This is a genomic window from Thalassotalea sp. G20_0 (assembly GCF_017744175.1).
Classification (GTDB): domain Bacteria; phylum Pseudomonadota; class Gammaproteobacteria; order Pseudomonadales; family Endozoicomonadaceae; genus Endozoicomonas.
In genome coordinates, this window is the sequence record NZ_JAGHQV010000015.1 from 25,231 (window position 1) to 52,000 (window position 26,770).

General features: G+C 51.0%; 27 protein-coding genes and 1 tRNA gene. 22 read left to right on the forward strand and 6 right to left on the reverse strand.

The window, feature by feature from the left end:
• Window positions 1-46 precede the first annotated feature (46 nt).
• The 3 genes from J7438_RS10955 (at window position 47) to J7438_RS10965 (ending at window position 2,436) form a co-directional block, all read left to right on the forward strand.
• Window positions 47-1,510, forward strand: a complete 1,464-nt coding sequence (locus tag J7438_RS10955; RefSeq protein WP_209202056.1) for an RNA polymerase factor sigma-54 — start codon at window positions 47-49, stop codon at window positions 1,508-1,510.
• A 137-nt stretch (window positions 1,511-1,647) separates the two neighbouring features.
• Window positions 1,648-1,962, forward strand: a complete 315-nt coding sequence (hpf, locus tag J7438_RS10960) for a ribosome hibernation-promoting factor, HPF/YfiA family (RefSeq protein WP_101748939.1) — start codon at window positions 1,648-1,650, stop codon at window positions 1,960-1,962.
• Between the two features lie 27 nt (window positions 1,963-1,989).
• Entirely contained in the window at window positions 1,990-2,436 is a 447-nt protein-coding gene (locus tag J7438_RS10965; RefSeq protein ID WP_209202055.1) for a PTS sugar transporter subunit IIA, read from the forward strand.
• Window positions 2,437-2,570: 134 nt separating this feature from the next.
• On the opposite strand, the gene J7438_RS10970 is transcribed toward J7438_RS10965, so the two are convergent.
• The gene (locus J7438_RS10970; RefSeq protein WP_209276571.1) at window positions 2,571-3,983 is read right to left on the reverse strand and encodes a hypothetical protein; all 1,413 of its coding nucleotides are present in this window, start codon (window positions 3,981-3,983) and stop codon (window positions 2,571-2,573) included.
• 411 nt (window positions 3,984-4,394) lie between these two features.
• Here J7438_RS10970 and rapZ point away from each other — a divergent pair, with 411 nt between their 5' ends.
• The 3 genes from rapZ to mgtE all read left to right on the forward strand — a co-directional run bounded on the left by rapZ (window position 4,395) and on the right by mgtE (window position 7,015).
• Window positions 4,395-5,252, forward strand: coding sequence for an RNase adapter RapZ (gene rapZ, locus J7438_RS10975; protein WP_209202053.1), 858 nt, complete (start codon window positions 4,395-4,397; stop codon window positions 5,250-5,252).
• Window positions 5,252-5,521: an HPr family phosphocarrier protein gene (locus J7438_RS10980; RefSeq protein ID WP_209202052.1), complete on the forward strand. Its 270-nt coding sequence runs from the start codon at window positions 5,252-5,254 to the stop codon at window positions 5,519-5,521. Before rapZ ends, J7438_RS10980 begins: the two co-directional genes overlap by 1 nt.
• Window positions 5,522-5,656: 135 nt before the next feature.
• Complete coding sequence (gene mgtE, locus J7438_RS10985; protein WP_209276572.1) at window positions 5,657-7,015, forward strand: magnesium transporter; 1,359 nt, start codon at window positions 5,657-5,659, stop codon at window positions 7,013-7,015.
• 181 nt (window positions 7,016-7,196) lie between these two features.
• On the opposite strand, the gene pmbA is transcribed toward mgtE, so the two are convergent.
• A complete protein-coding gene (gene pmbA, locus J7438_RS10990) occupies window positions 7,197-8,558 on the reverse strand; it encodes a metalloprotease PmbA (protein ID WP_209276573.1) in 1,362 nt (453 codons plus the stop codon).
• A 255-nt stretch (window positions 8,559-8,813) separates the two neighbouring features.
• Here pmbA and J7438_RS10995 point away from each other — a divergent pair, with 255 nt between their 5' ends.
• From J7438_RS10995 to yjgA, 5 genes are all read left to right on the forward strand, one after another.
• Window positions 8,814-9,875: an ankyrin repeat domain-containing protein gene (locus tag J7438_RS10995; RefSeq protein ID WP_209276574.1), complete on the forward strand. Its 1,062-nt coding sequence runs from the start codon at window positions 8,814-8,816 to the stop codon at window positions 9,873-9,875.
• A 95-nt stretch (window positions 9,876-9,970) separates the two neighbouring features.
• Window positions 9,971-11,134 carry an ankyrin repeat and SOCS box protein gene (locus J7438_RS11000; protein ID WP_209276575.1) on the forward strand — a complete coding sequence of 388 codons (1,164 nt, stop codon included), beginning with the start codon at window positions 9,971-9,973 and terminating at the stop codon, window positions 11,132-11,134.
• A gap of 405 nt (window positions 11,135-11,539) precedes the next feature.
• Window positions 11,540-12,262: a 2OG-Fe dioxygenase family protein gene (locus J7438_RS11005; RefSeq protein ID WP_209276576.1), complete on the forward strand. Its 723-nt coding sequence runs from the start codon at window positions 11,540-11,542 to the stop codon at window positions 12,260-12,262.
• On the forward strand, window positions 12,193-13,425 hold the full coding sequence (locus J7438_RS11010) for a cysteine desulfurase-like protein (RefSeq protein WP_209276577.1): 1,233 nt from the start codon (window positions 12,193-12,195) through the stop codon (window positions 13,423-13,425). Before J7438_RS11005 ends, J7438_RS11010 begins: the two co-directional genes overlap by 70 nt.
• A gap of 246 nt (window positions 13,426-13,671) precedes the next feature.
• Window positions 13,672-14,214 (forward strand): ribosome biogenesis factor YjgA, encoded by a 543-nt coding sequence (gene yjgA / locus J7438_RS11015; RefSeq protein ID WP_209276578.1) that lies wholly within the window; start codon window positions 13,672-13,674, stop codon window positions 14,212-14,214.
• A gap of 86 nt (window positions 14,215-14,300) precedes the next feature.
• Here yjgA and J7438_RS11020 read toward each other — a convergent pair whose 3' ends face one another.
• Window positions 14,301-15,008, reverse strand: a complete 708-nt coding sequence (locus J7438_RS11020) for a glycerophosphodiester phosphodiesterase family protein (protein WP_209276579.1) — start codon at window positions 15,006-15,008, stop codon at window positions 14,301-14,303.
• A gap of 93 nt (window positions 15,009-15,101) precedes the next feature.
• Here J7438_RS11020 and J7438_RS11025 point away from each other — a divergent pair, with 93 nt between their 5' ends.
• Window positions 15,102-16,676, forward strand: a complete 1,575-nt coding sequence (locus J7438_RS11025) for an FGGY-family carbohydrate kinase (protein WP_209276580.1) — start codon at window positions 15,102-15,104, stop codon at window positions 16,674-16,676.
• A 24-nt stretch (window positions 16,677-16,700) separates the two neighbouring features.
• On the opposite strand, the gene J7438_RS11030 is transcribed toward J7438_RS11025, so the two are convergent.
• Window positions 16,701-16,776: transfer RNA gene (locus tag J7438_RS11030), tRNA-His, on the reverse strand.
• Window positions 16,777-17,182: 406 nt separating this feature from the next.
• Between J7438_RS11030 and J7438_RS11035 the strand changes: the two genes are divergently transcribed.
• The 5 genes from J7438_RS11035 to brnA all read left to right on the forward strand — a co-directional run bounded on the left by J7438_RS11035 (window position 17,183) and on the right by brnA (window position 20,570).
• Window positions 17,183-18,061: a caspase family protein gene (locus tag J7438_RS11035; protein WP_209276581.1), complete on the forward strand. Its 879-nt coding sequence runs from the start codon at window positions 17,183-17,185 to the stop codon at window positions 18,059-18,061.
• Window positions 18,051-18,332: a hypothetical protein gene (locus tag J7438_RS11040; RefSeq protein ID WP_209202042.1), complete on the forward strand. Its 282-nt coding sequence runs from the start codon at window positions 18,051-18,053 to the stop codon at window positions 18,330-18,332. Before J7438_RS11035 ends, J7438_RS11040 begins: the two co-directional genes overlap by 11 nt.
• Before the next feature lie 164 nt (window positions 18,333-18,496).
• Window positions 18,497-19,606: a porin gene (locus tag J7438_RS11045; protein WP_209276582.1), complete on the forward strand. Its 1,110-nt coding sequence runs from the start codon at window positions 18,497-18,499 to the stop codon at window positions 19,604-19,606.
• A gap of 480 nt (window positions 19,607-20,086) precedes the next feature.
• Window positions 20,087-20,362, forward strand: coding sequence for a BrnT family toxin (locus tag J7438_RS11050; protein WP_209202040.1), 276 nt, complete (start codon window positions 20,087-20,089; stop codon window positions 20,360-20,362).
• Window positions 20,349-20,570: a type II toxin-antitoxin system BrnA family antitoxin gene (brnA, locus tag J7438_RS11055; RefSeq protein ID WP_101748923.1), complete on the forward strand. Its 222-nt coding sequence runs from the start codon at window positions 20,349-20,351 to the stop codon at window positions 20,568-20,570. Before J7438_RS11050 ends, brnA begins: the two co-directional genes overlap by 14 nt.
• A 70-nt stretch (window positions 20,571-20,640) precedes the next feature.
• Here the strand turns inward: brnA and J7438_RS11060 are convergent, their stop codons facing one another.
• Together J7438_RS11060 and cyaY are read right to left on the reverse strand one after the other, a co-directional pair.
• On the reverse strand, window positions 20,641-21,114 hold the full coding sequence (locus tag J7438_RS11060; RefSeq protein WP_209202039.1) for a DUF29 domain-containing protein: 474 nt from the start codon (window positions 21,112-21,114) through the stop codon (window positions 20,641-20,643).
• A gap of 625 nt (window positions 21,115-21,739) precedes the next feature.
• The gene (gene cyaY, locus J7438_RS11065; protein WP_101748919.1) at window positions 21,740-22,063 is read right to left on the reverse strand and encodes an iron donor protein CyaY; all 324 of its coding nucleotides are present in this window, start codon (window positions 22,061-22,063) and stop codon (window positions 21,740-21,742) included.
• A 367-nt stretch (window positions 22,064-22,430) separates the two neighbouring features.
• Between cyaY and lptM the strand changes: the two genes are divergently transcribed.
• The 5 genes from lptM to xerC all read left to right on the forward strand — a co-directional run bounded on the left by lptM (window position 22,431) and on the right by xerC (window position 26,637).
• Window positions 22,431-22,595, forward strand: coding sequence for an LPS translocon maturation chaperone LptM (gene lptM, locus J7438_RS11070; RefSeq protein ID WP_209276583.1), 165 nt, complete (start codon window positions 22,431-22,433; stop codon window positions 22,593-22,595).
• A gap of 56 nt (window positions 22,596-22,651) precedes the next feature.
• Window positions 22,652-23,929, forward strand: coding sequence for a diaminopimelate decarboxylase (lysA, locus tag J7438_RS11075; RefSeq protein ID WP_209276626.1), 1,278 nt, complete (start codon window positions 22,652-22,654; stop codon window positions 23,927-23,929).
• A 23-nt stretch (window positions 23,930-23,952) separates the two neighbouring features.
• Complete coding sequence (gene dapF / locus J7438_RS11080; RefSeq protein ID WP_209276627.1) at window positions 23,953-24,783, forward strand: diaminopimelate epimerase; 831 nt, start codon at window positions 23,953-23,955, stop codon at window positions 24,781-24,783.
• Between the two features lie 181 nt (window positions 24,784-24,964).
• A complete protein-coding gene (locus tag J7438_RS11085) occupies window positions 24,965-25,693 on the forward strand; it encodes a DUF484 family protein (protein ID WP_209276584.1) in 729 nt (242 codons plus the stop codon).
• Entirely contained in the window at window positions 25,690-26,637 is a 948-nt protein-coding gene (xerC, locus tag J7438_RS11090; RefSeq protein WP_286196530.1) for a tyrosine recombinase XerC, read from the forward strand. Before J7438_RS11085 ends, xerC begins: the two co-directional genes overlap by 4 nt.
• Window positions 26,638-26,770 lie beyond the last annotated feature (133 nt).

Below are 26,770 nucleotides of genomic sequence, written 5' to 3' on the forward strand. Positions count from 1 at the left end.
CCTCTGCAGCCTCCCCGGACAACGAAGTAAAGGTATACGGTTGCCTATGAAGCCTTCCTTACAGCTCAAGATGGGCCAGCAGTTGACCATGACGCCGCAGCTGCAACAGGCCATCCGGCTGCTACAGCTATCGACCCTGGATCTTCAGCAGGAGATTCAGGAGGCCCTGGAGTCCAACCCCATGCTGGAGTCCGAGGATAGCCAGACAGAGGACACCGCCGCCAGCAGTGAAGGACAGGAAGAACTCGTTGATCTGAGCGAAGCAGCCTCAGAACCTGAGCCTCAGGAGATGGCGGAATGGTCAGACAGCATTCCCAATGAACTGCCCGTGGATTCCGCCTGGGACGACGTGTATTCCAGCCTGCCCGCCAGCAGCGGTGATGATGATTATGACCCCCTGGCCAGGTCCTCCGCCGTGGAGTCACTTCAGGATCACCTGGAATGGCAACTGGATATGGTACCCATGAGCGACCGGGACCGGCTGATTGGTCTGGCGATCATCGAAGCGGTTAATCCGGATGGTTATTTAACCTGCACGCTGGATGACCTGTTTGTCTCTCTTCAATCCCAACTGGACGATCTGGAGATTGAAGAGATCCATGTGCTGCAACACCGGGTGCAACAATTCGATCCGGTGGGTTGTGGCAGTGTTGACCTTAAAGAATGTCTGTTGGTTCAACTTCGTCAGCTGCCACCCTCAACACCCCATTTCAACAATGCGGAAAAACTGCTCACCCGTTACCTTGAGCCCCTTGGCACCCGTGATTATGCCCGCATCATGCGTCATGCCAAACTGAAAGAAGACCAGCTGCGAGAAGCCCTCAGCCTGATTCAGAGCTTCCACCCAAAACCCGGCAGCACCATTGATCAGACGGAAGCCGAATATGTGGTTCCGGATATATCCGTCCGGAAAATAAAAGAGCGCTGGACGGTGGAACTGAACTCCGACGCCCTGCCCAAACTGCGCATCAACAATAATTATGCGTCGATGGTTAAGAGAGCCAATAACAGCCGCGACAATGTGTTCATGAAGAACCATCTGCAGGAAGCCCGCTGGTTTTTGAAAAACCTGCAAAGCCGCAATGAAACATTGATGAAAGTGGCCAGTCAGATTATTGCCTATCAGCAGGAGTTTCTGGAAAAAGGGGATGAAGCCATGAAACCCCTGGTGCTGGCGGATATTGCCGAGGCGGTGGGTATGCATGAGTCGACGATATCCCGGGTAACTACTCAGAAGTACATGCATACCCCCCGGGGTGTTTACGAGCTGAAGTACTTTTTTTCCAGCCATGTCAGCACTACGGAAGGGGGGGAGTGTTCCTCCACGGCCATTCGGGCCCATATCCGCAAACTCATCGCTGAAGAGACACCGCGCAAACCCCTCAGTGACAATAAAATTGCGGCGATTCTGGGGGATCAGGGCATCAAGGTCGCCCGACGCACCATTGCCAAATACCGTGAGTCCATGAATATTCCGCCATCCAATGAGCGTAAACAGTTAGTGCGTTGATACACCGTTCAAAAAGCAGTTTTTTTTGTCTCAGGGCATTCCAAGCTGCACCGACAGTGATAGAATCGAATTCAGCCAGTACGAAAAATCCCGCGGACTGGTGATTATCTGGATAATGGGATTCAGGAGAGCGTTACATGCAAGTCAACATCAGTGGGCATCATGTCGAGGTAACAGAAGCTCTGCACGACTATGTGATCAAAAGACTGGAGCGTCTTGGTTCACATTTTGACCATATCACCAATGTACAGGTGACCCTGAGCGTCGAAAAGCTGGTGCAGAAAGCAGAAGCCGTTTTGCATACCCGCGGGGCCGAGATTAATGCCACCGCCGAGCACGAAGACATGTACGCAGCCATTGACCTGCTCTCGGACAAGTTGGATCGGCAGCTGGTTAAGCGAAAAGAGAAAGCCCTGGACAGGCAACAGGGTGCCAGTGGCCACGCCCTTTGATTTATCAGGTTGCCATTCTTATTCAGCATGATTATTCATCGCATCCTAACCCCCGAGCGCACCCTTGACGGGGTGCACGGGGCCAGCAAAAAGAAAATCCTGGAATTTATCGCTGAACGCATCAGCAACGAAGCCCCCGAAATCAATGCCAAAGAACTGTTTGAAGCACTGGTTGCCCGGGAGCGCCTTGGCACCACCGGACTGGGTGATGGCGTGGCTATTCCCCACTGTCGTTGTAAAGCCTGCCCGGAGCCTATCGGTCTTTTTATTCGACTGGCGGAACCGGTTGATTTTGATGCGGTGGACCGTGAGCCCGTTGACCTGGTATTCGCGTTGATCGTCCCAGAAGGCGAAAACCAGGAACATCTTGAAATTTTAAGGGCACTGGCCGGGCGATTCCATTCTGCCCTGACCCTTCAGAAAATACGTTCGGCTACCAATACGACAATGCTCTATCGTACGATGAGTGAATAAAGTGAGAAAAAAAGGCCATCATAGGTAATGATGGCCTGAAAGGTTTACTTATCACAATGCTCTTATCTTTTGTTGTTAACACACTTCTTTGAGTCCCAGACAAAATGCATTGCTGCTTACAGGGGTTTCCCCAATTACAGTTGAGCCCTGTTTATTTTATCAAGCTCACGAATTGCTGCATACCTGTCGGCCTTTGGGTCTTTTTTAGTGACTACGGGCAAAACAGTTGATGGAATAATCAGGGTTTCGGACTCAGGATTTTGAGAATCCTGTCGCTTATGACCTTCTGCCATTTTGACGTCCTTAGCCTCTACAGCCTTCTGCGCTTCAGGAGACGCTTGTTCTCGTGTAAAGAAGTAGCCCAACCCGACTCTGTTATAAAATTCACCCCATTTTTGTCTGTCAAATCGGGCTTTTAATTTGCCGGCTTCAACGTCAGCTCGTTTCTTTTCAATTTCAGCAATGTTCTCCAGGGCTTTTTTATCTCTTTCTTCAGCAAAGATGGTGCTCGTACGGTGAAGCCCGGAAAGATCGTATCCATTCTGCCCGGAACAAAGCGAACTCTCTGTGGTACGTGGTGTAATCGGTGCAACAATACCTCGTAAGTGTTGTACAACCTTAAGATCCACAAGCATCTTAGCCCTGTCAGGCTGCATGGCCAGCTTTCTGGCTTTATCCGCATCAATTTTAGATTCAGGTACGCTTTTGACTAAATTAATATCCTCAAGCAATTTAGCCCTGTCAGGCTGCCTGGCCAGCTCTCTGGCTTTAACAATATCAATTTTAGATTCAAGTACTCTTATGACTGAATCAGCAACAGCTTTAGGCTCACGCTTGCTTTTGTCTACTTCAGCAACAACGTCAGGTTCATCCTTGCTTTTTACGGTATCAGCAACAACTTCAGGTTCATCCTTGCTTTGGACTGCATCAGCAATAGTTTCAGATTTATCCTTACCTTTGATTGCATCAACAATAAATTTCAGGCCAGTATACTTGTAAACAAACTTGACAACTTTAATGGCCCGGTGCTTCAGTTTTTTGAAGAAGCCACAAGAACTGTCTTCAGAGCTTTCCGTATTTGTCTGGGGAACAGGTTCCAAAGCCGGTGTGCCGTCCTGCATGACAACAGTCTCGGACCTGGTGTCACTTTCTTGAACGACGCTTTCTTCAGGGCTTTCCAGTTTTGTCTGGACAACAGGATCGATAACCGGTTTGATATCCTGCATAGCATCAGCCTTACGCTGAAGGTAAGCCATATGGCTTTTGGCCAGTTTATCTTCGGCTTTAGTCCGACCGCCAATAGCAAATGCTGGTTTTGGTAGACCATCTTCAAACTTTCTTTCCAGTGGCCTTACCATGCGGTTATAGAACCTGCCAAAATCCTCAGGCACCCGATCTTTCTCACGCGGACCCGGAACTGAAACTGGTTTAGAAGCTTTTTCAGCTAATGGATGTTCAGTCGTTTCAACTAATTTATTTTTAGCAGTTTCAACTAATGGTTGATAAGTAATTGCGAGAAATTGTGGTTTAGTCAGTGGTGCGTCCATGATGTTACTCCTTTAACAAGACAGGGTTGTTTCATATAATTAAGAGAGATTATTTAATTAACCTCTCTCACTGGTTTCCTTGTGATTTAAACTCTAGGATTATTCTCCCATTAAATGAATGACAGCATTGTCAGAAGCGCTAACAGAGTTTCCCGCACTCATTAGAATCAGGAAAAACCAATAGCCTGACCCATATCCCGTACCCTGGTAGAATCCCGCAACCAGGCGCTGTCAGCCATAAAACACCTTTTGATTAACAGGATTTCCAGCAACTCCGGCTATCTTTGCCATCGGTTTGCTTTTTCCATCTCAGGTCAACGGTATCCGGTAGGCTTCTTGATCAAAAGTTGCTTTAATAGAGGAAGGGTCAGCTTTCAATACCTATACGCTCAGAAGCATAAAGGAACAGCTATGAAACTTATCATCATCAGCGGGCGCTCCGGTTCTGGAAAAAGTTCAGCTCTGCACACCCTTGAGGATGAGGGTTTTTATTGTGTCGACAATCTTCCGGCCAGTATGCTGAACCAATTGCCGGATACCCTGAAAGGCCATCATTCAACGCCCCCCAGGATGGCCGTCAGCATTGATATCAGAAACCTGCCCGGAACTCTGGATAACTTTCCTGATCTGCTGAAGTCCCTTCGGAACAAAGGCATCCATTGTCAGGTACTGTACCTGGACACCGACAGCGAAAAGCTGGTCAGCCGTTACAGCGCCACACGCAGAAAGCACCCGCTCAGTAATGACCAGACGTCGCTCAGAGAAGCCATCGCGTTAGAAAAAAAGCTGCTGAGGCCGGTGCTGATTGAGGCAGACCTGAAAATCGACACCACATCGCTCTCTGTTCATCAGATGCGTGACATGATCAAACAGGAGTTCTGCGCTGATCAGAAAAGCGGTGTGACGGTTCTTTTTCAATCGTTTGGCTTTAAAAACGGCATTCCTTCAGATGCCGACTTTATCTTCGATGTGCGCTGCCTGCCCAACCCTTTCTGGGACGAATCCCTGAGAAAATACACAGGCCTGGAGCAGCCGGTTATCGACTTTCTGAAGGATGATCCTTTGGTAATCGAAATGGTGGATGATATCAGTGCCTTTATCGAAAAATGGCTCCCGCGCTTTGAGTCAGCCCAGCGCAGTTATATGACGATTGCCATCGGTTGCACTGGAGGGCAGCACCGCTCAGTCTATATTGGTAAAACACTGGGCACCCTGTTTACCAGTAAACTGGATCGGGTTCAGGTTAGACACAGAGAGCTTCACGAATAATGATTACCTATCGAAAAAAAATCATTAACAAACTGGGCTTACACGCCCGGGCGGCATCCAAGTTTGTTTCCACGTCATCGGCGTTTGCCAGTGAGATCGAAATCGGATTCAATGGGCGCAAAGTGGATGGCAAGAGTATCATGGCGGTTATGATGCTGGCGGCAGGACAGGGTTCGGAGCTTGAGCTCCATTGTGATGGCCATGATGAAGAGGCCGCCTGCCTTGCCCTGTGCGAGCTGATTGATGACCGCTTTGGTGAAGAAGAGTAACAGACTCCCCCCGGGGAGTAGCCACAGCAATTACCATAGAGATCATCTTTCATTTTTCCTGACCATCCGGCCTTTACCGGATGCGCAGAAACCATTCAGCAAGATCATTCAGGCAGAACATTCAGGCAGACAATAATGGCGCAGCAACTGCAATTGAGCATCGGTGAAACCGAGCTGAAAAAACTTAATGATGCTCTTGAGCACGGTGTCTCCGCAGAACTGCGCACCATGTTGAACACCTTGCCCCCTGCTGATACCGCGCACTTGCTGGAGTCCTCCCCGCCAAAGTTACGCAGCCTGTTATGGCGGTTGATTGACCGTGAACAGGAAGGCGATGTGCTACAGGAACTGAGCGAAGACGTTCGCCAGTTCTTCCTTGACCAGATGAACATTGCCGAACTGAAAGCCATTACTCAAGGTCAGGATGTTGACGACATTGCCGACCTGCTGCAGCAGCTGCCTGACACCATCACCCGGCAGGTGCTGGACTCCATGAACAGCCAGGACCGGCAGCGGGTTGAGGCGGTTCTGGCTTATCCGGAGGACTCCGCCGGTGGCTTGATGAACACCGACACCATTACGGTGCGCCCCAATAACACCGTTGATGTTGTGCTTCGTTACCTGCGCCGTCATGAGGGCATTCCGGATAGCACAGACAGCCTATTGGTGGTCAATCGCCGGGATGAATACATCGGCCGTCTGCCCCTGACCTTACTGCTGACAACCGAACCGGGCGCTACCGTCAGGCAGGTGATGTTAACCGATCTGGACCCGATTCCGGCAGATATGCAGGATACCCAGGTAGCCCAGCTGTTCGAACGGCAGGACCTGCTCTCCGCACCGGTGGTAAACGACAGTGGCAAACTGCTTGGGCGGATCACCATCGATGATGTAGTAGACGTGATCCGGGAAGAGGCCGAGCACTCCATGATGAGCATGGCCGGTCTGGATGACGATGAAGACACCTTCGCCCCGCCCCTGCGAACTGCACGACGCCGGGCGGTCTGGCTGGGCTTCAACCTGATTACTGCCTTTATTGCCGCCTCGGTGATTGGTCTGTTTCAGGAAACCATCGATAAAGTGGTGGCCCTGGCGGTACTGATGCCAATTGTTGCGGGGATGGGGGGTAATGCCGGCAGTCAGGCCCTGACCCTGGTGATCCGGGGTATGGCCCTGGGACAAATCAGTACGACCAACCTCCGCTGGCTGCTGAGCCGGGAACTGGTTGCCGGTTTTCTCAACGGGTTGTTGTGGGCAACCCTGGTGGCCGCCATCGCCTGGTTCTGGTTTGATGACCCGATTATTTCCCTGGTGATCGCCTGCGCCATGGTGATCAACCTGAGTGTTGCCGTGGTCACCGGTGCGATGCTGCCGGTTTTACTGAAATCATTAAATATTGATCCGGCCCTTGCTGGCAGTATTATCCTGACCACGATTTCCGATGTGGTGGGGTTCCTCTCATTCCTTGGGCTGGCCACTGTTTTCTATGGGTAGCGTTTTGAACCACAAAGGCACAAAGACACCAAGAAGAGCAAAAGATTAGTAAGAACAAAGCTCTTACAAACCATGCCCCGGGAGGCTGTCCGAGAATAGCTTTTAACCATTGAACCACAAAAACCCAAAAAATCTTTGTGTCTTTGTGTCTTTGTGGTTCCCTTCTTTTGTCTTTTAGCAATCACTCACCCGCCAGCTTCATACTGCTGATCAGAATTGAACCGGTCTGGATATTCCCACGCTTGTCTACATCATTGCCCACGGCAACAATGTTCCGGTAGATATCTTTCAGGTTGCCGGCAATCGTCACTTCTGACACCGGGAACTGAATTTCGCCATTGTCGACCCAGAAGCCACCGGCACCACGGGAATAATCACCGGTAACGGTATTAACCCCCTGCCCCATCAGTTCGGTAACCAGCAGCCCGGTTCCCATCTGTTTCAGCAGCGCATCAAGATCGCCCGCATTGCTTTGTACAAACAGGTTATTAACACCACCGGCATTGGCGGTACTGTCCATGCCCAGTTTGCGGGCAGAATAGGTGCTTAAAATATAATGCTGCAGCACACCGTCCGTAATAAAGTCCTTGGCATAGGTCGCCAGCCCATCATTATCGAAGCTGGCGGAACCCAACATGTTTTTCAGCAATGGTTGCTCATGGATACGCATCCATTCTGGGAACACCGGCTTGCCCAGGTGATCCAACAGGAAAGAGGCCTGTCGATAAAGGCTGCCACCACTGATCGCCCCGAGAAAATGGGAAATAAGACCTGAAGCCACCTCCGGTGCAAACAGCACCGGCACCTCAGCAGTACCTACTTTTCGCGCTCCCAGTCGGCGCACCGTGCGTTCCGCCGCTGTCTTACCAACCGTGACCGCTTTTTCCAGCTCGTTGGCATTACGGCTTACCGTGTACCAGTAATCCCGCTGCATCTCATCACCCTGCATACCAATCAATACAGCACTCAGGCTGTGGCGACTGGACACATAGCTACCAATAAACCCGTTACTGTTGCCATAGACACGGCAACCCTGATGGCTGGAGACACTGGCACCGTCGGAATTGACAATTTTATTACTGAAAGCGCGTCCGGCATCTTCACATTGCATGGCCAGATCAATCGCCTGCCCGGCATCAATTCCCCAGGGGTGATACAGGTCAAGATCCGGCAACGCATCACCGTCAGCCATTAACACGGGGTCAGCCAAACCCGCATAAGGGTCTTCGGACGCGTAACGGGCAATATCGCAGGCAGCTTTTACGGTTTCACGGATGGCCTGTGGACTGCTGTCAGAAGTACTGGCAGACCCTTTTCTTTTACCCAGATAGACGGTAATGCCCAGCCCCTGGTCACGGTTAAACTCAACCGTTTCAACATCGCCCATACGGACGCTGGCCGACAGGCCGGCATCCATACTGATGCCCACCTCACAGGCATCCGCTCCCTGTCTGGCGGCCTCTGCCAGAATATCACCGGCCAGTGTTTTCAGCCTGGTCTCTTCACTTCGTGGATCCAGCACTGCATTGGAAGGTTCGCCCATGATTGCACCTGATCTGTTGTGTTTATGCCTACGGGGGTTTTCAACTATTGTGCCGCTGTGAAGTTAAGAATGCATCAGATAGATGATCAATAAAACGCTCTTTGGGGTCTATTGACATTTCGTTGCTCGTTCATCGGGGTGTGCGGCCCGGTTGATTAAGCTCCTGTTAGCCAGGGCTTGCGCATTGAACCTTGTAGACTATTTTTCGTTCTGCGATTTGCTGTTGTTTGTATGCCTTGAAGGGGAAAACCATCGATGTACCCGGGCGCTATTGCGGAGCATGGCCATTCGGAAGAAATGGTAGACGATGCCAGCGAGCAATCCCTATCCACCGTAACTGGCTCAGACAATGGCCAGTTGCCTGCAGCAACGGCTGATTTGGCAAAGTTGATGAAATCAGCAATTTTGGATAATGACCTGGCCACCATCAACGACCTGCTGGCTCAGGGCTTTGAACCCAATACCCACTTCCAGTCTGGCTCTTCCCCCCTGCTTTTGGCCATCGGCAAACAGAAAGATATTGTCAAGACGCTGCTGGATTATGGGGCGCACCCGAATCTTCCTGCCCCCAATTACCCGCCTTTGTCGTTAGCTTCAATCCTGGGCGATCACCGAGCCCTCATGTTGTTGCTGGACAAGGGAGCCAACGTGAACGCCCATGACAACTTTGATTTGACAGCATTGCATGTGGCCGCTTTTTTATCTAACGACGATACAACGATCATTAAGGTTCAGAACTGCCTGCTGGACAGCGGGGCCGATTTAAATGCCCTTGACCATAAGGGCCAGACCCCACTGCACCATGCGGTAGATCACTACAGCACTGCGGTTGTTAACAATTTACTGCAAGCAGGTGCCAATCCAAATATTTCTGACTTCTGGGGTATCACCCCACTTACCAATGCTATTATAAATGCCCCCGATTCCGAAGTCTGCAGTATGGTCAGTCGCTTGCTGGCCAATAAAGCCAACCCCAATATACCCGACGGGATAGGCGATACCGCACTGCATCTGGCGCTTGAAAAAAACCGGCCAGAGGTTGTCGAGATTCTGCTGGCCAATGGTGTCAATGACGGTATTCCCAACGCGCGTGGTGAAACCGCACGGAACATTGCTACAGCCAAAGGCCTGGATATCCTGAACAATTACATTCCTGCTTATCAACCGATGACGCTATCGAATTGCGCCCGAGCCTGCATTCGTTCACGGCTGATAGAGAACAAGTCGCTACTGGCAAAAGCCCTGGCACCAGACTCTGACTGCCTGCCGCTGCCCAATCCCATAAGAACTTATTTACACAAGCCGCTGACTCTTTAGGAATTGTCCGAAAGCAGGTCATTAAGATTCCGGCTTGTGTACTATTTTCTTTAAGCGATTTGCTGTTTTTTTGTATCTTGAGCAGGAATAAGACAATGTTCTCAAGCGTCAGAACGGAGCATGACCATTCGCAGGAAATGGTGGCCGATGCCAGCGTGGAATCCACATCTGCTGTCGATCTCCCGCTGCCTGATAACACGACAGAGGTTGATCATTCAGAATCTGCAGTGGCTGTCTCAGGCAGCAGGCAGTTGCCTGCAGCGACAACTGATATGGCAAAGTTGATGGAACGGGCAATCTTGCGTAATGACCTGGCCACTGTCAACTATTTGCTGGACCAGGGCGTTGACCCCAATATCCGCGATGCGGGTGGCTCTACCCCTCTGTATTGGGCCGTCGGCAGACTGGAAGATACAGATATCGTCAAGGCGCTGCTGGATCGCAGAGCAGACCCGAATCTTCACATCCCCTATTTGGAGGGAAAATACACTACGCCTTTTCTAGAAGCTGCAAAGCTGGGCAACTATAAAACCCTCAATTTGTTGCTGGACAGGGGAGCTGACTTGAACGCCAGTGACGATGATGGTCAAACAGCGCTGCATTTGGCCACTTTTTCCAGCGATGCGACAGCGATCACCAAGATCGTGAATTGCCTGCTTGACAGAGGTGCCTATATCAACGCCATTGACTGCACGAGCCATACTCCTCTGCTCTTAGCGGTAATTGGATGCAATATTTCGGGCGTTAACACTTTACTGCAAGGAGGTGCCGATCCAGATATTCCTGACCCGTGGGGTCAGACTCCGCTTAACTGGACTCTGCATTACTACCTCCATTTCAACATCAGCAGCCTGTTCCATAGCGTGCTGGCCAATGGAGCTAATCCCAATAAACCCGGCAGTTTAGGCAATACCCCACTGCATCGGGCGCTGCAACATGGATGGCCGGAGATCGTTGACAGTCTGCTGGCCAATGGTGCCAATGCCAATATTCCCAATGCATCTGGTAAAACCGCACGGGACATTGCTGCAGCCAGAGGCGTTGTTGATGCCCTGCACAATTACATTTCTGCTTATCAACCGAGGACGCTAATGGCCTGCGCCCGAACCTGCATTCGTTCAAGGCTGGTAGAGAACCGGGTGCCCTTGGCAAAAGTCCTGGCATCAGGCTCTGACTGCCTGCCGCTGCCGTATCCCATGAAGAACTATTTATACCAGCCGCTGACTTATTCGGGATCTGCCCTAAAAGCAGGTAATTAAGATGCAGACTTGCGCAGAGAGCCTTGTGCACTCATTTATCTAAACTAACTGGTGATTCATGTAATACCTTAAGCTGGGCAATACAGATGATCTCAAGCGTCAGGACGGAGAATGACCATTCGAAGGCAATGGCAGCTGATGCCAAACCGGTAAAAAAAACGCTTGTCCAGCTTCACTAGTGCGGCTAAGCGTTATTACCCGTACACCACGTTCACCCTGAGCGGAGTCGAAGGGTGCTTGGCACGATCTATCAGAGTCCGGAGTTTCCGCCTTTAGGCCCTATGGGTCCTTCGACAAGCTCAGGACGAACGGTATTGGTAACAGCGCTTAGCTGCACTAGCGATTATGTCGTCTATTATGTTGCAAACACCGTAGAACAGCATCAGTAATGGCAGGAGGGTGACCATGGCTGTTATTTCACCTGATTTTACCTTTTCACATCAGCGGCTGACCGATCTTGACCTGAACGCTTTTGCGCCTTTTTTTGCCAATCTTGCCGCTGACCCTTATGTCAGCGGTCACTATCGTTTTCGCCGCTACTCCCGCTTTACCGGGCCTGCAGAATGCCTGGAAAGATTGCCCCACGATGACTTTGTCCAGTCCCGTTCGGTCAATTATCTCAGTGGCGACATTCTGCGGGAATTTGCTGAAATTGAACCGGCCCTGACGGAGCTGCCGGAATTTCAGTCCCTGTTCAGACAGGTAAACGGTTTTTTCGGTCTTGATCCAGCACGTACCGTTTATGGCGTGCATCAAATCCGGATCACCTGCTCCGGCGCTGATCACGGCTTGCCAGTGCCGGAAGGCATTCACCAGGATGGCTTCGACCTGATCGCCATCATCTGCACTGACCGCAAAAACGTCGAGGGGGCAGAGACTGGAATTTTTTATCATCCGGAACAAAAACCTGCCTATAGTGCTACGCTGTTGCCCGGGGATATTGTTTACTGTAATGACCGGCGGGTCTATCACTACACCTCTGCGCTGCAGGTCAGCAGTGGCAAAGTCTCCGGGCATCGGGATGTTTTCGTTATTACGGTCACCCTGGAGGATGAACAGTGGAAAAACAGCATAACTCAACCAGCCTCCAGCGCATCCGAGAGCAATTTCCAGCCCTTGAGCGGCTAGAGGGAAACCAGCGGGCCGTCTATTCTGATGCGCCGGGAGGTACCCAGGTTCCGGTATCGGTGATCAGTGCCATGTCCGATTACCAGCAATCGGGTTCCGCTAACCTGGGTGGTTTTTTTGCCACCAGTGAAGAAACCATGGCACTGCTGGAACGGGCAAGGGAGGCCGCAGGGCAGTTATTAAATGCCCCTGCTGACAGCATTGCCTTCGGTGCCAATATGACCTCCCTGACCCTGGCGCTGAGCAGAGCCATCGCCAGAACCTGGCACAAGGGTGATGAGATTGTTGTTTCATCGCTGGACCATGACGCCAATATCACCCCCTGGGTGCTGGCGGCAGAGGAACGGGGATGTACGGTCCGGACGATGGATTTTACCGCCAGTCAAAATCTCTGCGTCACGGAGCTTGAGCGCCTGCTGTCTGACAGAACACGACTGGTGGCGTTTACCCTGGCCTCTAACGTGACCGGCAGCATCACCCCGGCATCCGAACTGATCAGGGCTGCGCACTCCGTGAATGCTCTGGTTCATGTTGACGCCGTTCACTACACCGCCCACCGGTTACCGGATGTGCAGGCTCTGAATGTGGATTTCCTGACCTGTTCAGCCTACAAGTTCTGTGGCCCTTACCTGGGGGTGATGTATGGTCGGCCAGAACTGTTGGGCAGCCTGAAGCCCTATAAAGTCCGGGCGGCAAATGACCAGCCACCCTGGTGCTGGGAGACAGGGACACAGAACTTTACCGCGATTGCCGGATTGCTGGCCTGTATTCAATACCATGGCTGGCTCACCGGTTCTGACCATGACCGCAAGGGATTGCAGATGTCGGCCAGCTGGATCGAGGAGCACGAGCAACAGTTGTCACAGCGGTTTCTTGATGGTCTCAAACACATGACCGGGTTCACCTTATACGGTTCGGATACCACGGTTGACCGAACCCCCACCTTTGCCCTGGCCCACCACCGGCAATCCTCGGCCAGGCTGGCACAACTGCTGGCCCGGCAGGGTATCTATACCTGGTCCGGCCATTTCTACGCACTGGATCTGCTTGACCGGCTTAAGCTTCAGGAGCGGGACGGGTTACTGCGGATAGGCTTTGTCCACTACCATACGCCGGAAGAAATAGACAGGGTGCTTAACGTTCTGGCAGATATTTCTGCGTGAGTTGTCAGATGACGCATCAGTGGTAACGCCATGTTGCAAGACAGCTGTCATTTATGTCCGGTCTCTCCATACATAATAGTAGCGCACTGACACACCGGGCCCGCTACAAAACGACAACGGGAGTTGCGGAAAAACATCCCATTTGAGAAGCATTCTGAAGTAAAATACCGGGAAATCCATTTTCCATCCATGGAACTGCTTTCTGATAAATAACATCAGGCAGATTCCCATCAATGGCCATTCTCTATGAGTAAAAAGAGCCGTCGTATCCAGGAAGCATGGGACGATGAAGAAACCGAAGAAATCATCTATGTCAGCAAATCTGAGCTGAAGCGGGACATGGATGAGCTTAAGAACATTGGTGCCCGGCTGATGGAACTGAAACCGGCATTGCTGGATAAGTTGCCACTGAATGATCGCCTGCGCGCAGCATTGGATGAGAGCAAGCGCATCAAAAGCAACAATGCCAGAAAGCGCCATCTGGGTTTTATTGGCAAACTGATGGCAGACCAGGACATCGAGCCGATAATGGCACTGCTTAACCAGCTGGATTCCTCCAGTGAAGAGTACAACCGCCGTTTTCATCAATTGGAGCGGTGGCGTGACCAGCTTATTCGTGATGATGACAGTCACACTGTACTAACTGAATACCTGGAGCACTATCCGGAAGCTGACCACCAGCATATCCGCCAGCTGGTCCGTAATGCCCAGAAAGAAGCGTCTCAGGATAAGCCACCGGCGGCGGCACGAAAGCTGTTCAAATACCTGAGAGAAGTGGACGAGCTTTAAGGTTCACCATGAGCAGGCTGACCCGGCCTGTTCTTTTTTGCGTCGTGATTTCTCCGGTCACCGACAGGGCTTCAACCTCCATGCTTTTAGTCATCTGCCAAAGGATAATCAGAAAACACACCATCAACGCCATCATCAATCAGTTGTCTGGCAACCGCCGGAGAGTTAACGGTGTAGCAATACAGTTCATAGCCTTTGGACTTCACTCGCGAAATGTGTCGTTTTGCCGTTTGCTTACTGCTGAGGTGGATGGATACCGCGTTGACCCGTAATGCTTTCTTGTGCCAGTTCATTGGCAATCGCTCAAACAAACAGCCAACCGGAATATCGGAACAATCTGAAAAACGGACAAGTGCCGCATAATTAAAACTGGAAACCAGTAGCCGATCTTTTGGCAACTCAACCTCGGCAAGGGTCTTTATCACCGCTTCTACCAGCCTCGACTCTGAACAGCCATTGGTTTTCAGCTCAAGGTTCAGCCCAAGCCCAAGTTCTTTTATGAGTTTAAGCGCCGCTTGGAGCTGAGGAATCTGCTCACCCGAAAATTGCCCGGAAAACCAGCTTCCGGCATCTATTGTTGCCAGATCAGAGCAGGTTAACGTCTTCAAGCGACCTTTTTTATTGGTGGTACGGTTCAGTCGCCGGTCATGAAAAAGCACAGGAGTACCATCACCTGCCAGAGTAACATCCACCTCGACCCACTTCAGCCCGTGCTCAGCAGCCAGCCTGATGCCTGCCAGGGTATTTTCCGGTGCCTCCCCTGCCAGCCCCCGATGCCCGATTATCCTGCTCATGTGCATGAATTTACCCACCTTAAAACACCCCTGTCCAAATGCAGGAACGGAGCTATTCTTACCCGAAACACTATTTCAAGGACATTATCACAGATGCGGCCTGTTTTGCTCAGTATCGATGTTGGCACCCACAGTTTGCGCAGCGCTTTTGTTTCCCCGGAAGGGCATGTCCTTGCCCATAATGAAGAGCCACTTCTGATCTGGAAAACAGCCAGTACCATGGAGTTCTGTTCCGAGAATATCTGGGAAGCCCTGGTATCCGGCGTTAACCGATTAATCGCTGAACACCCGCTGAATCAGGAGGATATTAAAGGGATCGGTATTGATACCACCTACTCCCTGGTTCTGCTGGACCAGCAGATGCACCCCGTTCACCTGCCCGGGAGCAATCGTGCTGACACTTTTGGCTGGATGGACAGCCGCGCCAGTCAACAGGCTGCCTATATTGCCAGAGAGCACCCGGGACTATTTGGCCATGCGGGCCCTGGCATCAACGCCAGGAGTAACGGCAGTAAATTACTCTGGCTCTTCCAGTGTGCGCCGGAAACCTGGCAAGCCGCCACCTGCATCCTCGACCTCTATGATTATGTCACCTGGAAGCTAACGGCCTGTCTGACCAGAACCCCTGATTCAATCAGTCATATCTTTACCCAAAAGGCTGCGAACCAGCTGAATATTGATATTGAGGGACGATTCAAGGGTGAATCCCTTGAGATTGGTGCAGCCATCGGGGATGGTCTGTGCCAAAGTGCTGCTGACCAACTGAACCTCAAACAGGGAACCCCGGTTGCCACAGGTATCGTTGATGCCTATGGCGGTACCCTTGCCACGATACTTGCCAGCAATCACCCGGACCGTCAGCAACCACTGGACTGTATTACCAGAAGAGTCAGTTTTATCGGTGGAACTTCGTCCAACTACGTCGCGTTCAGCAGGGATATGTTGACCTGCGATGGAGCAGATGGCCCCTACCCTTCGGTGCTGGAAGGTTACTCATTAATATACGCCAGGCAAACCGCAGCAGGTGCCTTTATTGATCACATCATTACCTCGCACCCGGCTTACAGCTCAATCTATGATATCTCTGTCAGCCTGGGGATCGGGGTGCATGAATATCTTAATCAGATTCTCTATGAGCTGGCGGATAACAATCGATCGGAATACGCCGACAGTGTCAGCAAACTGACCGCGCACCTTCATATCCTCCCTTACTTCGACGCGCCTGAAGTGGATCAACCACAGCGGGGAATGATTACCGGCCTTACCCTGGATAAAAGTCATCAGTCGCTTGCTATGCTGTACCTTGCCAGTATTCAGGCCCTGGCCCTGGATGCGCGCTATCAGTTAGAGAAGTTAACAAAAGCCGGGTATCACATTGAACTGTTCATCCCCACCGGGGGATTGGCAAAGAACCAACGACTGCTCACTGAACATATCAACATACTCCATATTCCTGCTGCCATTCCGGAAGAGAGAGAAAATATGCTGCTGTCCGGAGCCATCACCGCAGCGGTGGCCGCTGGTATCTACGACAGTATTGAGGAGGCCATGAGAGCCATGAGTCGCTACCACGAACGAATAGAACCTGACCTGCAGCTGGCTGATTTCTACCAGGCAAAATACGACATATTTATAAAGATGCTGAAGGATCAACAATCGTGGAGGTGAGAATTGGAAGCAAAGGAGGGAAGATGGGGTGGGCGAAGGGGCTCGAACCCTCGACCGCCGGAATCACAATCCGGAGCTCTGCCAACTGAGCTACGCCCACCATCTACATCTGAATCAGGAAAGAACTTCATCCCTCACCAGACGCGGCTGATTATAAGGAAAGCTGTTCAGCTTGCAAGCATGGTCCGTTGTTTTTTTTCTGCGATTTACCACTATATTTCAATGAGTTTGATATGAACAATCGCCGTTCACCCTGAGCATCCTTCGACTCCGCTCAGGACGAACGGAGTTTGGGCGTCATTGACAGAGAACCCATCAATTACATTGAAACCGCGTACCAGATGTCTTTACCCGTCACTCATCACTTCTCAAGCATGAGGCATACCATGCTCACTTTCTGTATAGCCCGAATTCAGCAGGCTGTTTTCAGCACGATCACACAGCTTATCTGTCTGTTATCAATACTGCTATCACCACTACACGCTTACTGCTCTTTCAATTCAAATTTGCCCGATAATCAGACCGTTTGTTATGACAACCAGTGTCCACTGGACACTGACTTCTATTTTGAGTTTGAAAATATGCATCTGATCAAGGGACTGTTTACCGGGCAAAATTACGATCAGATCCCGGAAGTACCAACATTAGGTGGCTGCCGTAATGATGCCTGGAACTTTTTTAACTGGGCCTCTACCAGCAAGGGCATCCCGACAACCTCCCTGAAGGTACAAACTGATCGACTTGGCCCACTCAAAAAATCCATCGTCCTCTCGGAAATTGAACGTCTGGCAGAGCAAACCCACAGTGAAGCCGGGCCACATCGAATCATCATCAGTTTCAGCGGACACGGTACCCGTCGACCGGATACCAGCGGTGATGAGTTAGACCAAATGGATGAGCTGTTGGTCTGTGGTCGCGATGTTATTTCCGATGATGAACTGCATCATGCCTTCAAACGCTTTCATAACAGCACAAGGCTGCTGGTCTTCGTTGACACCTGCCACTCCGGCACCATGTTTGACCTGCCCTATCGGTATATCTATAACTCGCTGCATCCGGATATTATCGAAGAAATTGATACAGGAAAAGACAGGGACATTCCTGCCTATATGATGGTGATATCCGCCAGCCGCGACAGAGAAACCGCAGCCGATGCTTTTTTACCAAGCCCCGGTATTATCGCCTGGAGCAGCCAGGGGGACTTTAGCAACCGAATGATCAAGACATTGAAAGAGGTGTATTACCATAACCTCTATGTGAGAAACATTCCGGCCCTGCTCCGTGACCAGAAACTGCATGCCGAGGCCAGGTACAACCCGAATCAACATGCCGTTCTCTCAACCAACTTTCGTCCGGCCAGAAACCTGAAGCTGTTTGGCTGGTAGCAGCCCCTTAGCAGAAAACTGGTTGCGTATTGGCTTTGATTATTTCAGCGCTGATGTACATCAACGGAATGTAAATTTCTATTCACCGGGAATGCCGTATTTTATCCCCTATCTCGGCATTCACCTACCCGGTTATTTGATTATTTCTACTCACTCTCTTTTTAGTGATTTATTCCAATCCCTTATCCTTCAAAGCCTACGTACTTTCCCTGATTATTTATTATCAAATGCTGTTTGCTTTTCATTCTTGCGACAACAAAAAAAATCATAAGCAAATTCGATTATGTAATGTGACCTTGGTTTAAAAACTCTTGAATAATTGCGCCCAAATTAAGTCGTCCGCATCGGTGCGGAGCTTTTGCCCCGGGCCATGCATAAGAAGAAAGGCGACAGAAAAAAGCACACACATCACACACAATTTCAGGAGTAAGCTCCATGCAAAAGAAAATTCTTGCAGCTGTTGTTGCTTCCATGATGGCTGGCCAGGCTATGGCTGTTACTGTTGTTGACAATGGTACTGACAAAGTGACCATCGGTGGTCACGTTGGTATGCGTTATGTTGACCAGACTGATGGTGAAGCTGCTGGCGACAGCAGTCGTATTAATTTTGGTTTCGAGCACAAGCTTACTGAAGCTACTACCGCTTTTGCCAAGGCTGAGTGGGGCTTTGACACGACTAACAGTGGCGAAGGCGACTTCTTCTTCAACCGTCTGGGCTATGTTGGTGCCAAGAACGACCAGTATGGTTCTATCTCTTTCGGTAAGCAGTGGTCTTCTTACTACACTGTTGCTGGCTGGACTGACGTAATGGCCACCTCTGGTGGTAACACTGCTGGTGTTTACTCTGAGCTGGGTGATGAGTTGGGTACAGCTCGTGCTGATGACGCTCTGCAGTACAACCACAGCATCATGGGTCTTAACATCTCCCTTCAGGCTCAGCTGGGTGAAAGAGATTATAGTGAATCTGAAGATGAACTGAGTAATGATAAGCTTGATGTAGTTAAGCGTACAGTTATAGCTGGAACTCGTGACAGCTCATACGGTATCGGTGTTAGCTATGATCTGCCAATGGGGCTAACCATCGGTGCTGCTTATAACCAAGCTGAAGTAGATGTGACCGGGACTGTTTATGAAAGTAGCAAAGATCCGGTTACAGCAGATGGAAGCTACAAAGCTAAATCTGCTGCAGTTGCTGCCAAGTTTGAAGCTGACAAGATCTATGCTGCATTCACCTACGCAAAACTGGACAATCTGAATGATAAATACCTGGGCTTTGTTGAAGAAGCTGAAGGTGTGGAACTGTATGCTCGCTACCAGCTGAATGAAATGTTCAGAATCGGTGGTGGTTACTACCAGCTGAAGGACGAGTCTAGCTACACTGGAGCTGTTAACAAGGGTGAAATCAAGTATTTCCCAGTTGAAGTTGTTTACACTCAGGGCCCAGTTCAGCTGTCCGGTACTTATGAATTCCAAGACAGCGTAAAAGTTGGTACTACCAAGAGTGTTGACGACAAGCTGATCCTGCAAGCTCGCTACTACTTCTAATACCGAAGTGGTTGCTTAGCAGCAATGCGCCGGGCTTTCCGGCAACAAAAAACCCGCTCCTGCGGGTTTTTTGCGTTTTGACGTAGATCGGTTCCCATAAGCGCTGACACCTGAACCAACCGTCATGCACAGTACCTCGTTCCCACGGTCCTCTGCAGGAACGCGACCCGGCTTGTCCGAAGACGCCCTTCCAGGAGGCCGTCCGAGAATAGACTGCCCTACACGGCAACTGCTCCTGCGTTGCTCTAGCTCCTGCATCCATGCAGTCGTGCGGCGGCAGCAAATTGGTCTAAAAATCCGCTTTTGTTCGGCAAATAGCCCCGCTATTCACCTCACAAAACCGAATTTTTATCCTCAATTTTCTGCCGTCCTCGCTACGGGGTCGCCTGGACGGGCGCTATTCTCGGACAGCCTCCTAGCTTGTTAATTGAGATTTATAGGTTATATTTATCCTTTTTATACATTATTATGGTATTAAAAATGGGTAATACCCAATTTGAATACGATGAAGAAAAAAGTCTTGCCAACAAGGATAAGCATGGCATCGACTTTGCGCAGGCGGCTAACTTATGGGAGGACGATAGACTGATCTGCCTGCAATCGAAGGTAAAGACCGATGAGGAACGATTACTCTTTATCGGTAAAATAACAACTAAACACTGGACCGCCATAGCGACACAACGGGGAGACTGTCTCAGAATTATCTCAGTACGCCGATCCAGAAAAAATGAGGTGAACCTTTATGAAAGCCAGTGATATTGATAAAAAATTCGACGATGGCGAAGACGTACTGGAATTCTTCGACACCGACCATCCTCAACGGCCCAACCTTGCCGCCAAAAGGGTTAACATTGACTTTCCTGCATGGGTCGTCAATGAACTGGATAAAGAAGCCAGCGCAATCGGCATCAGCCGTCAGGCGCTGATTAAAACGTGGATTGTTGACCGGCTCAGGCAGCACTGATCTGGTTGTGCCCGATAAGTCTGGAGCGAGGCTGGCAGGCTAACCCAAGTGTTCATCATGGTTTCAAAACTTACTCCGGCCTTGGCGGAAACCCATCTGTCATAATCTGTTCCATGGTCCACGGATTGGTATCCGGGAACTCATCCTCCGGTATTTCCAGCTCCCGGGAAGCATCCCGGCAGGCAATGGGATAACATTCCAGCAGGCTTTCATCCAACAGTTCATACAAGCTGGGGTTTTTCATCAACAGTCGTTTAGCAATCGCCCGTTCTTTTTCCAGGCTGTAATCAATCACCATAAACCAGCTACGGTACCAGCGATTCAAGGCATGCAGGTCTTCTTTGAAGGTGCGAATATGCCATTTGAGCAGAAGCACCAGGATCCGGGTCAGATGATTTTCCAGCGTGTTGACCTTTTCCTGGCCAAGGTCGTCTACCTCCTCAATCAGGTTCTCCAGGTCCAGAGCCCGAAACTTGTTTTTTTTCAGTAAATCAATTTGCTGACGGGTCCACTGATAAAAGTCCGTTTTGTACAGGTTACTCATAGTGATGACCTCCCGATGCTACTGATGTTTTTTTAAGAGCTTCAGTGTTGTCTCCAGCAATCTCCTGCAACCCTCTATCGCAGCTTCTGAGTCATCACCCAGTGAAGCAGAAGGTTTTTATTTATTGTATTGATCCGTCCCAGAGCCTATCAGGATGATATTGACTGGGAGAGGGTGACAGCCTGGGGTATTGAGTTTAGTAAGATAGAAGAGCAGATGATGATGGTTCCGGTTTTCTAATCTTGTCCTGATGGTAAAGAACCAATACCAGAAGAGGCTGTCACAAACCGGCTGGAGTATAGGCCATGAATGTCGCGCCATGGGAATTTTGACAATAAATATGAAGTTTCAGCGCTGCCCGAAAAAGACGGGCGACTTGTAATTTTGCAGGAAGCGGGAGACGACATTAACTTATGCTTCAGACAAACACGGAACTTATTCCGGAACAACTCGCGGAAAGAAGGGCGCTAAGGCATTGTCCCCGAATAATTTCCTCTTTTTGCCACGGAGGCACAGAGACACAGAGGAAAAGATTTTTTTTCTTTACTCCGTGCCTCTGTGCCTCCGTGGCAAATGCTCATTTGGTAGATTACATCGAAATGTGGAAGTTATTTAAGGACAATTCCTAAATAGATAGCTGAACAGCGTCGCCTGTTTGTTCGGTAAGGCAGCGGTTGAGCACCGCAAGAAAGGTGTCTCCCCGGCCATCAAGCAGCCAGTCACCCTGCTCTTCATCGTAGTCAAAATGGAATCCACCACTGCGGGCGGCCATCCATAGCTGTAGCAGCGGGGTCTGGCGGCTGAGAATAATTTTGCTGTTGTCTTCACAGGTTAACGTGAGGATACCTGCTGACGTTTCATAGTCAATGTCCAGTCCGGCATCGTCTATGGCGTCTTCAATGGCCAGCATCAGGCCATCCAGAAGTTCGTTATATTGACGCTCTTTCATTCCTGTCTCGGTGCAATTTAATCTGAATGGGGAAATTTTAGCCTGCTTCCGACGTTGCTGATAGAGCCTTCCATGAAAAGAAAGTGCTGCCACCACATACAGAATAACTTCAATACTAAAAAAAGCCCTCAGCCATTTTAACTAGCCCGGATATTTCATAAACTGCCCCGAATCTCGCGCGGGACTTTGTTGCTCTAAGGGATTTTGTGAGGGAGCGCCGTACCGGGGAGTACGGTCGACTGAGCAAAACTCCCTTAGAGCAGCAAAGGACAAGCGAGAACGGGAGCACGTTTATGAAATATCCGGGCTAGAGCCATCGCCAATTAGGCAGTTATACTGTGGCCTATTCAGAATTAAGGATCAGATTATGAGATTGTTCACTGCTGACCATCGGCTGAAAGCTTCTGCATTGGCCGCTGCTGCGTTTTTCGTGCTGCTGCTCACAGGCTGTGGTCAGAAAGGTGACCTTTATCAGCCAGTATCATCACTGGCTGATGCGTCGGCTGCTCTGGAAGAAACAGTCGTTGAATAAAGAGAAGTTCTGGCTAATTACATCAATAAATAAGTGAAATGGGGAACAATCACCTTATGGAGTGGTTTACTTTTCAGCCCTCTGGACCAGCGGCCGGTAGCGAGCTGTTTGCCGAAGAGATTCCGGTGCAACAGCTGGCCCGCCAGTATGGTACGCCTTTATATGTCTACTCCAGGCAAGCCCTGGAAGCCAGCTATCAGGCCTACTCTCAGGCCATGGCTGACAGCCCCCATTTGATTTGTTATGCGGTAAAAGCGAACAGTAATCTGGCGGTGCTGAATGTTCTGGCCCGGTTGGGGGCTGGCTTTGATATTGTCTCGGTCGGGGAGCTGGAACGGGTGCTCGCGGCTGGCGGTGCCCCCGCCAGGGTGGTGTTTTCCGGGGTGGCCAAGCAGCGTCATGAAATTCGTCGGGCGCTGGAAGTGGGTGTCCACTGCTTCAATATTGAATCAGAACAGGAGCTGGAGCGCATTCAGGAAGAAGCGCTGGCGATGAATAAAGTGGCCCGCATCTCCCTGCGGGTCAACCCGGATGTGGATGCCCGGACTCACCCCTATATCTCCACTGGCCTGAAAGATAATAAGTTCGGCATTGATATTAACCGGGCTCCTGCGGTTTATGCCCGGGCTGCTGAATTGAGCCATATTGAGGTGGTGGGTGTTGATTGCCATATTGGTTCCCAGCTGACCACCACCGAGCCTTTCCTGGATGCACTGGATCGTCTGCTGTTGTTAATGGATCAGTTGCAGGCTCAGGGGATTCATTTGCAGCATCTGGATATTGGCGGTGGCCTGGGGGTTCAGTATCAGGATGAGACGATTCCGTCACCTGCCGATTATCTGGTGTCGGTCAAACAGCGCCTTGTTGAGCGGGGCTATGGCGATGTGATGCTGGTGGTGGAACCGGGTCGGTCCATTGCCGCCCAGGCGGGTATCATGCTGACCCGCGTTGAGTTGATCAAGGCGACTGAGCAGAAGCATTTTGCCATTGTGGATGGTGCCATGAATGACCTGTTGAGACCGTCCATCTACAGTGCCTGGCATACCATTGTGAATACGGTTCAGCACGCGGATGTGGATAGTCAGGTGTATGATATTGTCGGGCCTGTTTGTGAAAGTGGCGACTTCCTGGGCAAGGCAAGGGATCTGGCCATCCGTGAAGGTGATCTGCTGGCGGTGTATTCGGCGGGTGCCTACGGTTTTGTTATGAGTTCCAACTACAATACCCGCAATCGAGCCGCAGAAATCATGGTTGATGGCACTCAATCTTATGTGATCCGTCGCCGGGAAACCGTTGCCGAGCAGTTTGCCTCAGAAAGCCTGCTGCCGTCGTAAAGTATCAGGAAAGAATGAACTATATGTTGCTACATTTCACCAAGATGCATGGGCTGGGTAACGACTTTATGGTGGTCGATATGGTGTCCCAGAACCTGCGCCTGCCGCCGGAAAAAATCCGTCGCCTGGCGGACCGGCGGTTTGGGATCGGCTTTGACCAGTTGCTGCTGGTTGAGCCTCCGACCAATCCTGATATGGATTTTCGCTACCGCATCTTTAATGCCGATGGCAGTGAAGTGGAGCAGTGTGGCAATGGTGCCCGTTGTTTCGCCCGTTTTGTCCGGGACAAAAAGCTGATCGGCAGAGACCGGATCCGGGTACAAACCGCAGGGGGCAACATTGAGCTGGCTATTCAGAGCAATGGCGAGGTTTGCGTGGATATGGGGATGCCGAGGCTGGAACCTGAGCAGGTGCCGTTTAATGCGCAGCAGCGTTCAGTGACCTACCCCCTGACGGTTGATGGCCAGGTTATCGAGGTTTCGGCCGTATCCATGGGTAATCCCCACTGCGTTTATCGGGTGGATGATGTGCACAGGGCACCCGTGGACACCTGGGGGCCGATGATTGAAGCCCATCCGGACTTTCCCCGCAAATGTAATGCCGGATTTATGCAGGTCCTCAGTACCGATGAAATTAACCTGCGGGTATTTGAGCGCGGCGTTGGTGAAACCCTTGCCTGTGGCACCGGTGCCTGTGCTGCGGTGGTGGCAGGACGCCTGCAAGGTTTGCTGGGCGATACCGTTAAAGTGAACTTGCCCGGGGGTAGCCTGTCTATTTATTGGCCGGGAGAGGGCAGTCCGGTTATGATGACAGGCGCAGCAACCCGGGTTTATGAAGGATACACCCGGCTATAAATCTACTAAGGAATTGTACCTGAATAACTGCCTTTTTTTGCCACGGAGGCACGGAGTCACTGAGGAAAAGATTTTTTCTTTTCTCCGTGCCTCTGTGGCTCCGTGGCAAGGTTTTTTCTTTACTGGTATAACATCGGAAATGTGGAAGTTATTTCAGGACAGTTCCTAAGGGCCAGAGACCATGACCGAACAGATCGTCGAAACAGACAGGGAGCAGCAGGAAACGCCGGATCAGCCGACAGCTCTGAAACCCAGGCAGGTTGCCAATTTTCTAAGAGAGCATCCTGATTTTTTTGTGGGCCGTGACGATCTGCTGCTGGATCTGACCCTGCCCCATCAGCGCGGGGATGCGATCTCACTGGTCGAGCGTCAGGTGGCGTTGCTGCGGGAACGGGCCCTGGATTACCGACATCAGCTGGTCCGTCTGGCGGACAATGCCAAAGCCAATGAAAAGCTGTTTGAGCGTATGCGGCTGCTGGTATTGTCCCTGCTGGAGTGCAGGGATCTGGAACAGCTGGTGGAAGTGATCGGTGACAGCCTTAACCATGAGTTTGGTATTGAATTCCATTCGCTGATTCTGTTCAGTGACCAACCGATGAATCTGCCCGTAAGGATTGAACATACCGATGTGGTGGTGAAAGCCCTGGGTTCCATTATGACCAGTGGCAAAGCCATTTGTGGTCAGGTGACTCAGGCAGAGCTGGACTTCCTGTTTCAGGAGCAGGCCGACAATGTTGGCTCGGTGGCCATTGCCCCCCTGAGCTATGCCCTCAGTGAACCGCAGCAGCTGGGGGTTCTGGCGCTGGGCAGTCAGGATAAACACCATTTTAAGGCCAGTATGGGCACCCTGTTTATCAGTTATCTGGGCGATATCCTGAGTCGAGTTTTGGCTCGACAGCTGCATTCATGAGTCACTCTTCTTCCGATTCTCCGGCTAATAGCGGCCTGCAGCCATCAATAGCGGCTTTTCTGGATTACCTCCGCTATGAAAAGCAGCACTCGCCCCATACGCTGTCGGCCTATCAGCGTGATCTTGCCCATGTGACGCAGCAGGCTGCCGCCAATGATATTCAGGGGTGGGCAACGATTACCGAGAAGCAGTTAAAGCACTGGCTGGGACTCTGGCACGAAGAGGGGTTATCCAGTCGCAGCCTGCAGCGGCTGATCTCATCACTTCGTCGTTTTTATCACTACCTGTTAACCCGGGGGGAGGTAACCAATAACCCGGCGCAACGACTTCGGGCACCGAAAACCGGCCGACCTCTGCCGGTGACGCTGGATGCCGACCAGGTCAATCACCTGTTGGATGACCCGCTTGGTCAGGCGGAGGGTGATCCGCTGAAGTGCCGTGATCTGGCCATTCTGGAGCTCTTCTACTCGTCAGGTTTACGCCTGGCCGAGCTGGCGGCACTGAACCTGGACAGCTTTTCCAATGGGTTTTCCCAGGTGAAAGTGCTTGGGAAACGCAGCAAAGAGCGGATGATCCCGGTGGGCAGCAAAGCCCGGCAGGCAATTCAACACTGGCTCACTTTTCGGGAGCAGTTGGTTCGGGGAGAGAGTGGTAGCGCCCTGTTTCTGTCAAAGTTGGGCAGGCGCATCAGTACCCGACAGATTCAGAATCGTATCAGGGAATTTGCCCGGGAAGCGGGCATGCCGGTGGGGGTTCATCCCCACATGCTGAGGCATTCGTTTGCCAGCCACCTGCTGGAATCCAGCGGTGACCTGCGCTCAATTCAGGAACTGCTGGGGCACAGTGATATCTCCACCACCCAGATCTATACCCATCTGGATTTTCAGCATCTGGCCACGGTGTATGATAAGGCTCACCCGAGGGCGAAGAAGAAAGACGACTGAATGCAAGAATTCCGGATGGTGAATTTTGATTGAGGTTGATCCGGTACGGGCAGTTTTTAATGCTTCCACTTAGGGTGGACATTAAGCTTACCCCTCCATTTTCAATGGCTTTTGAATGGAACCACGAAGGACA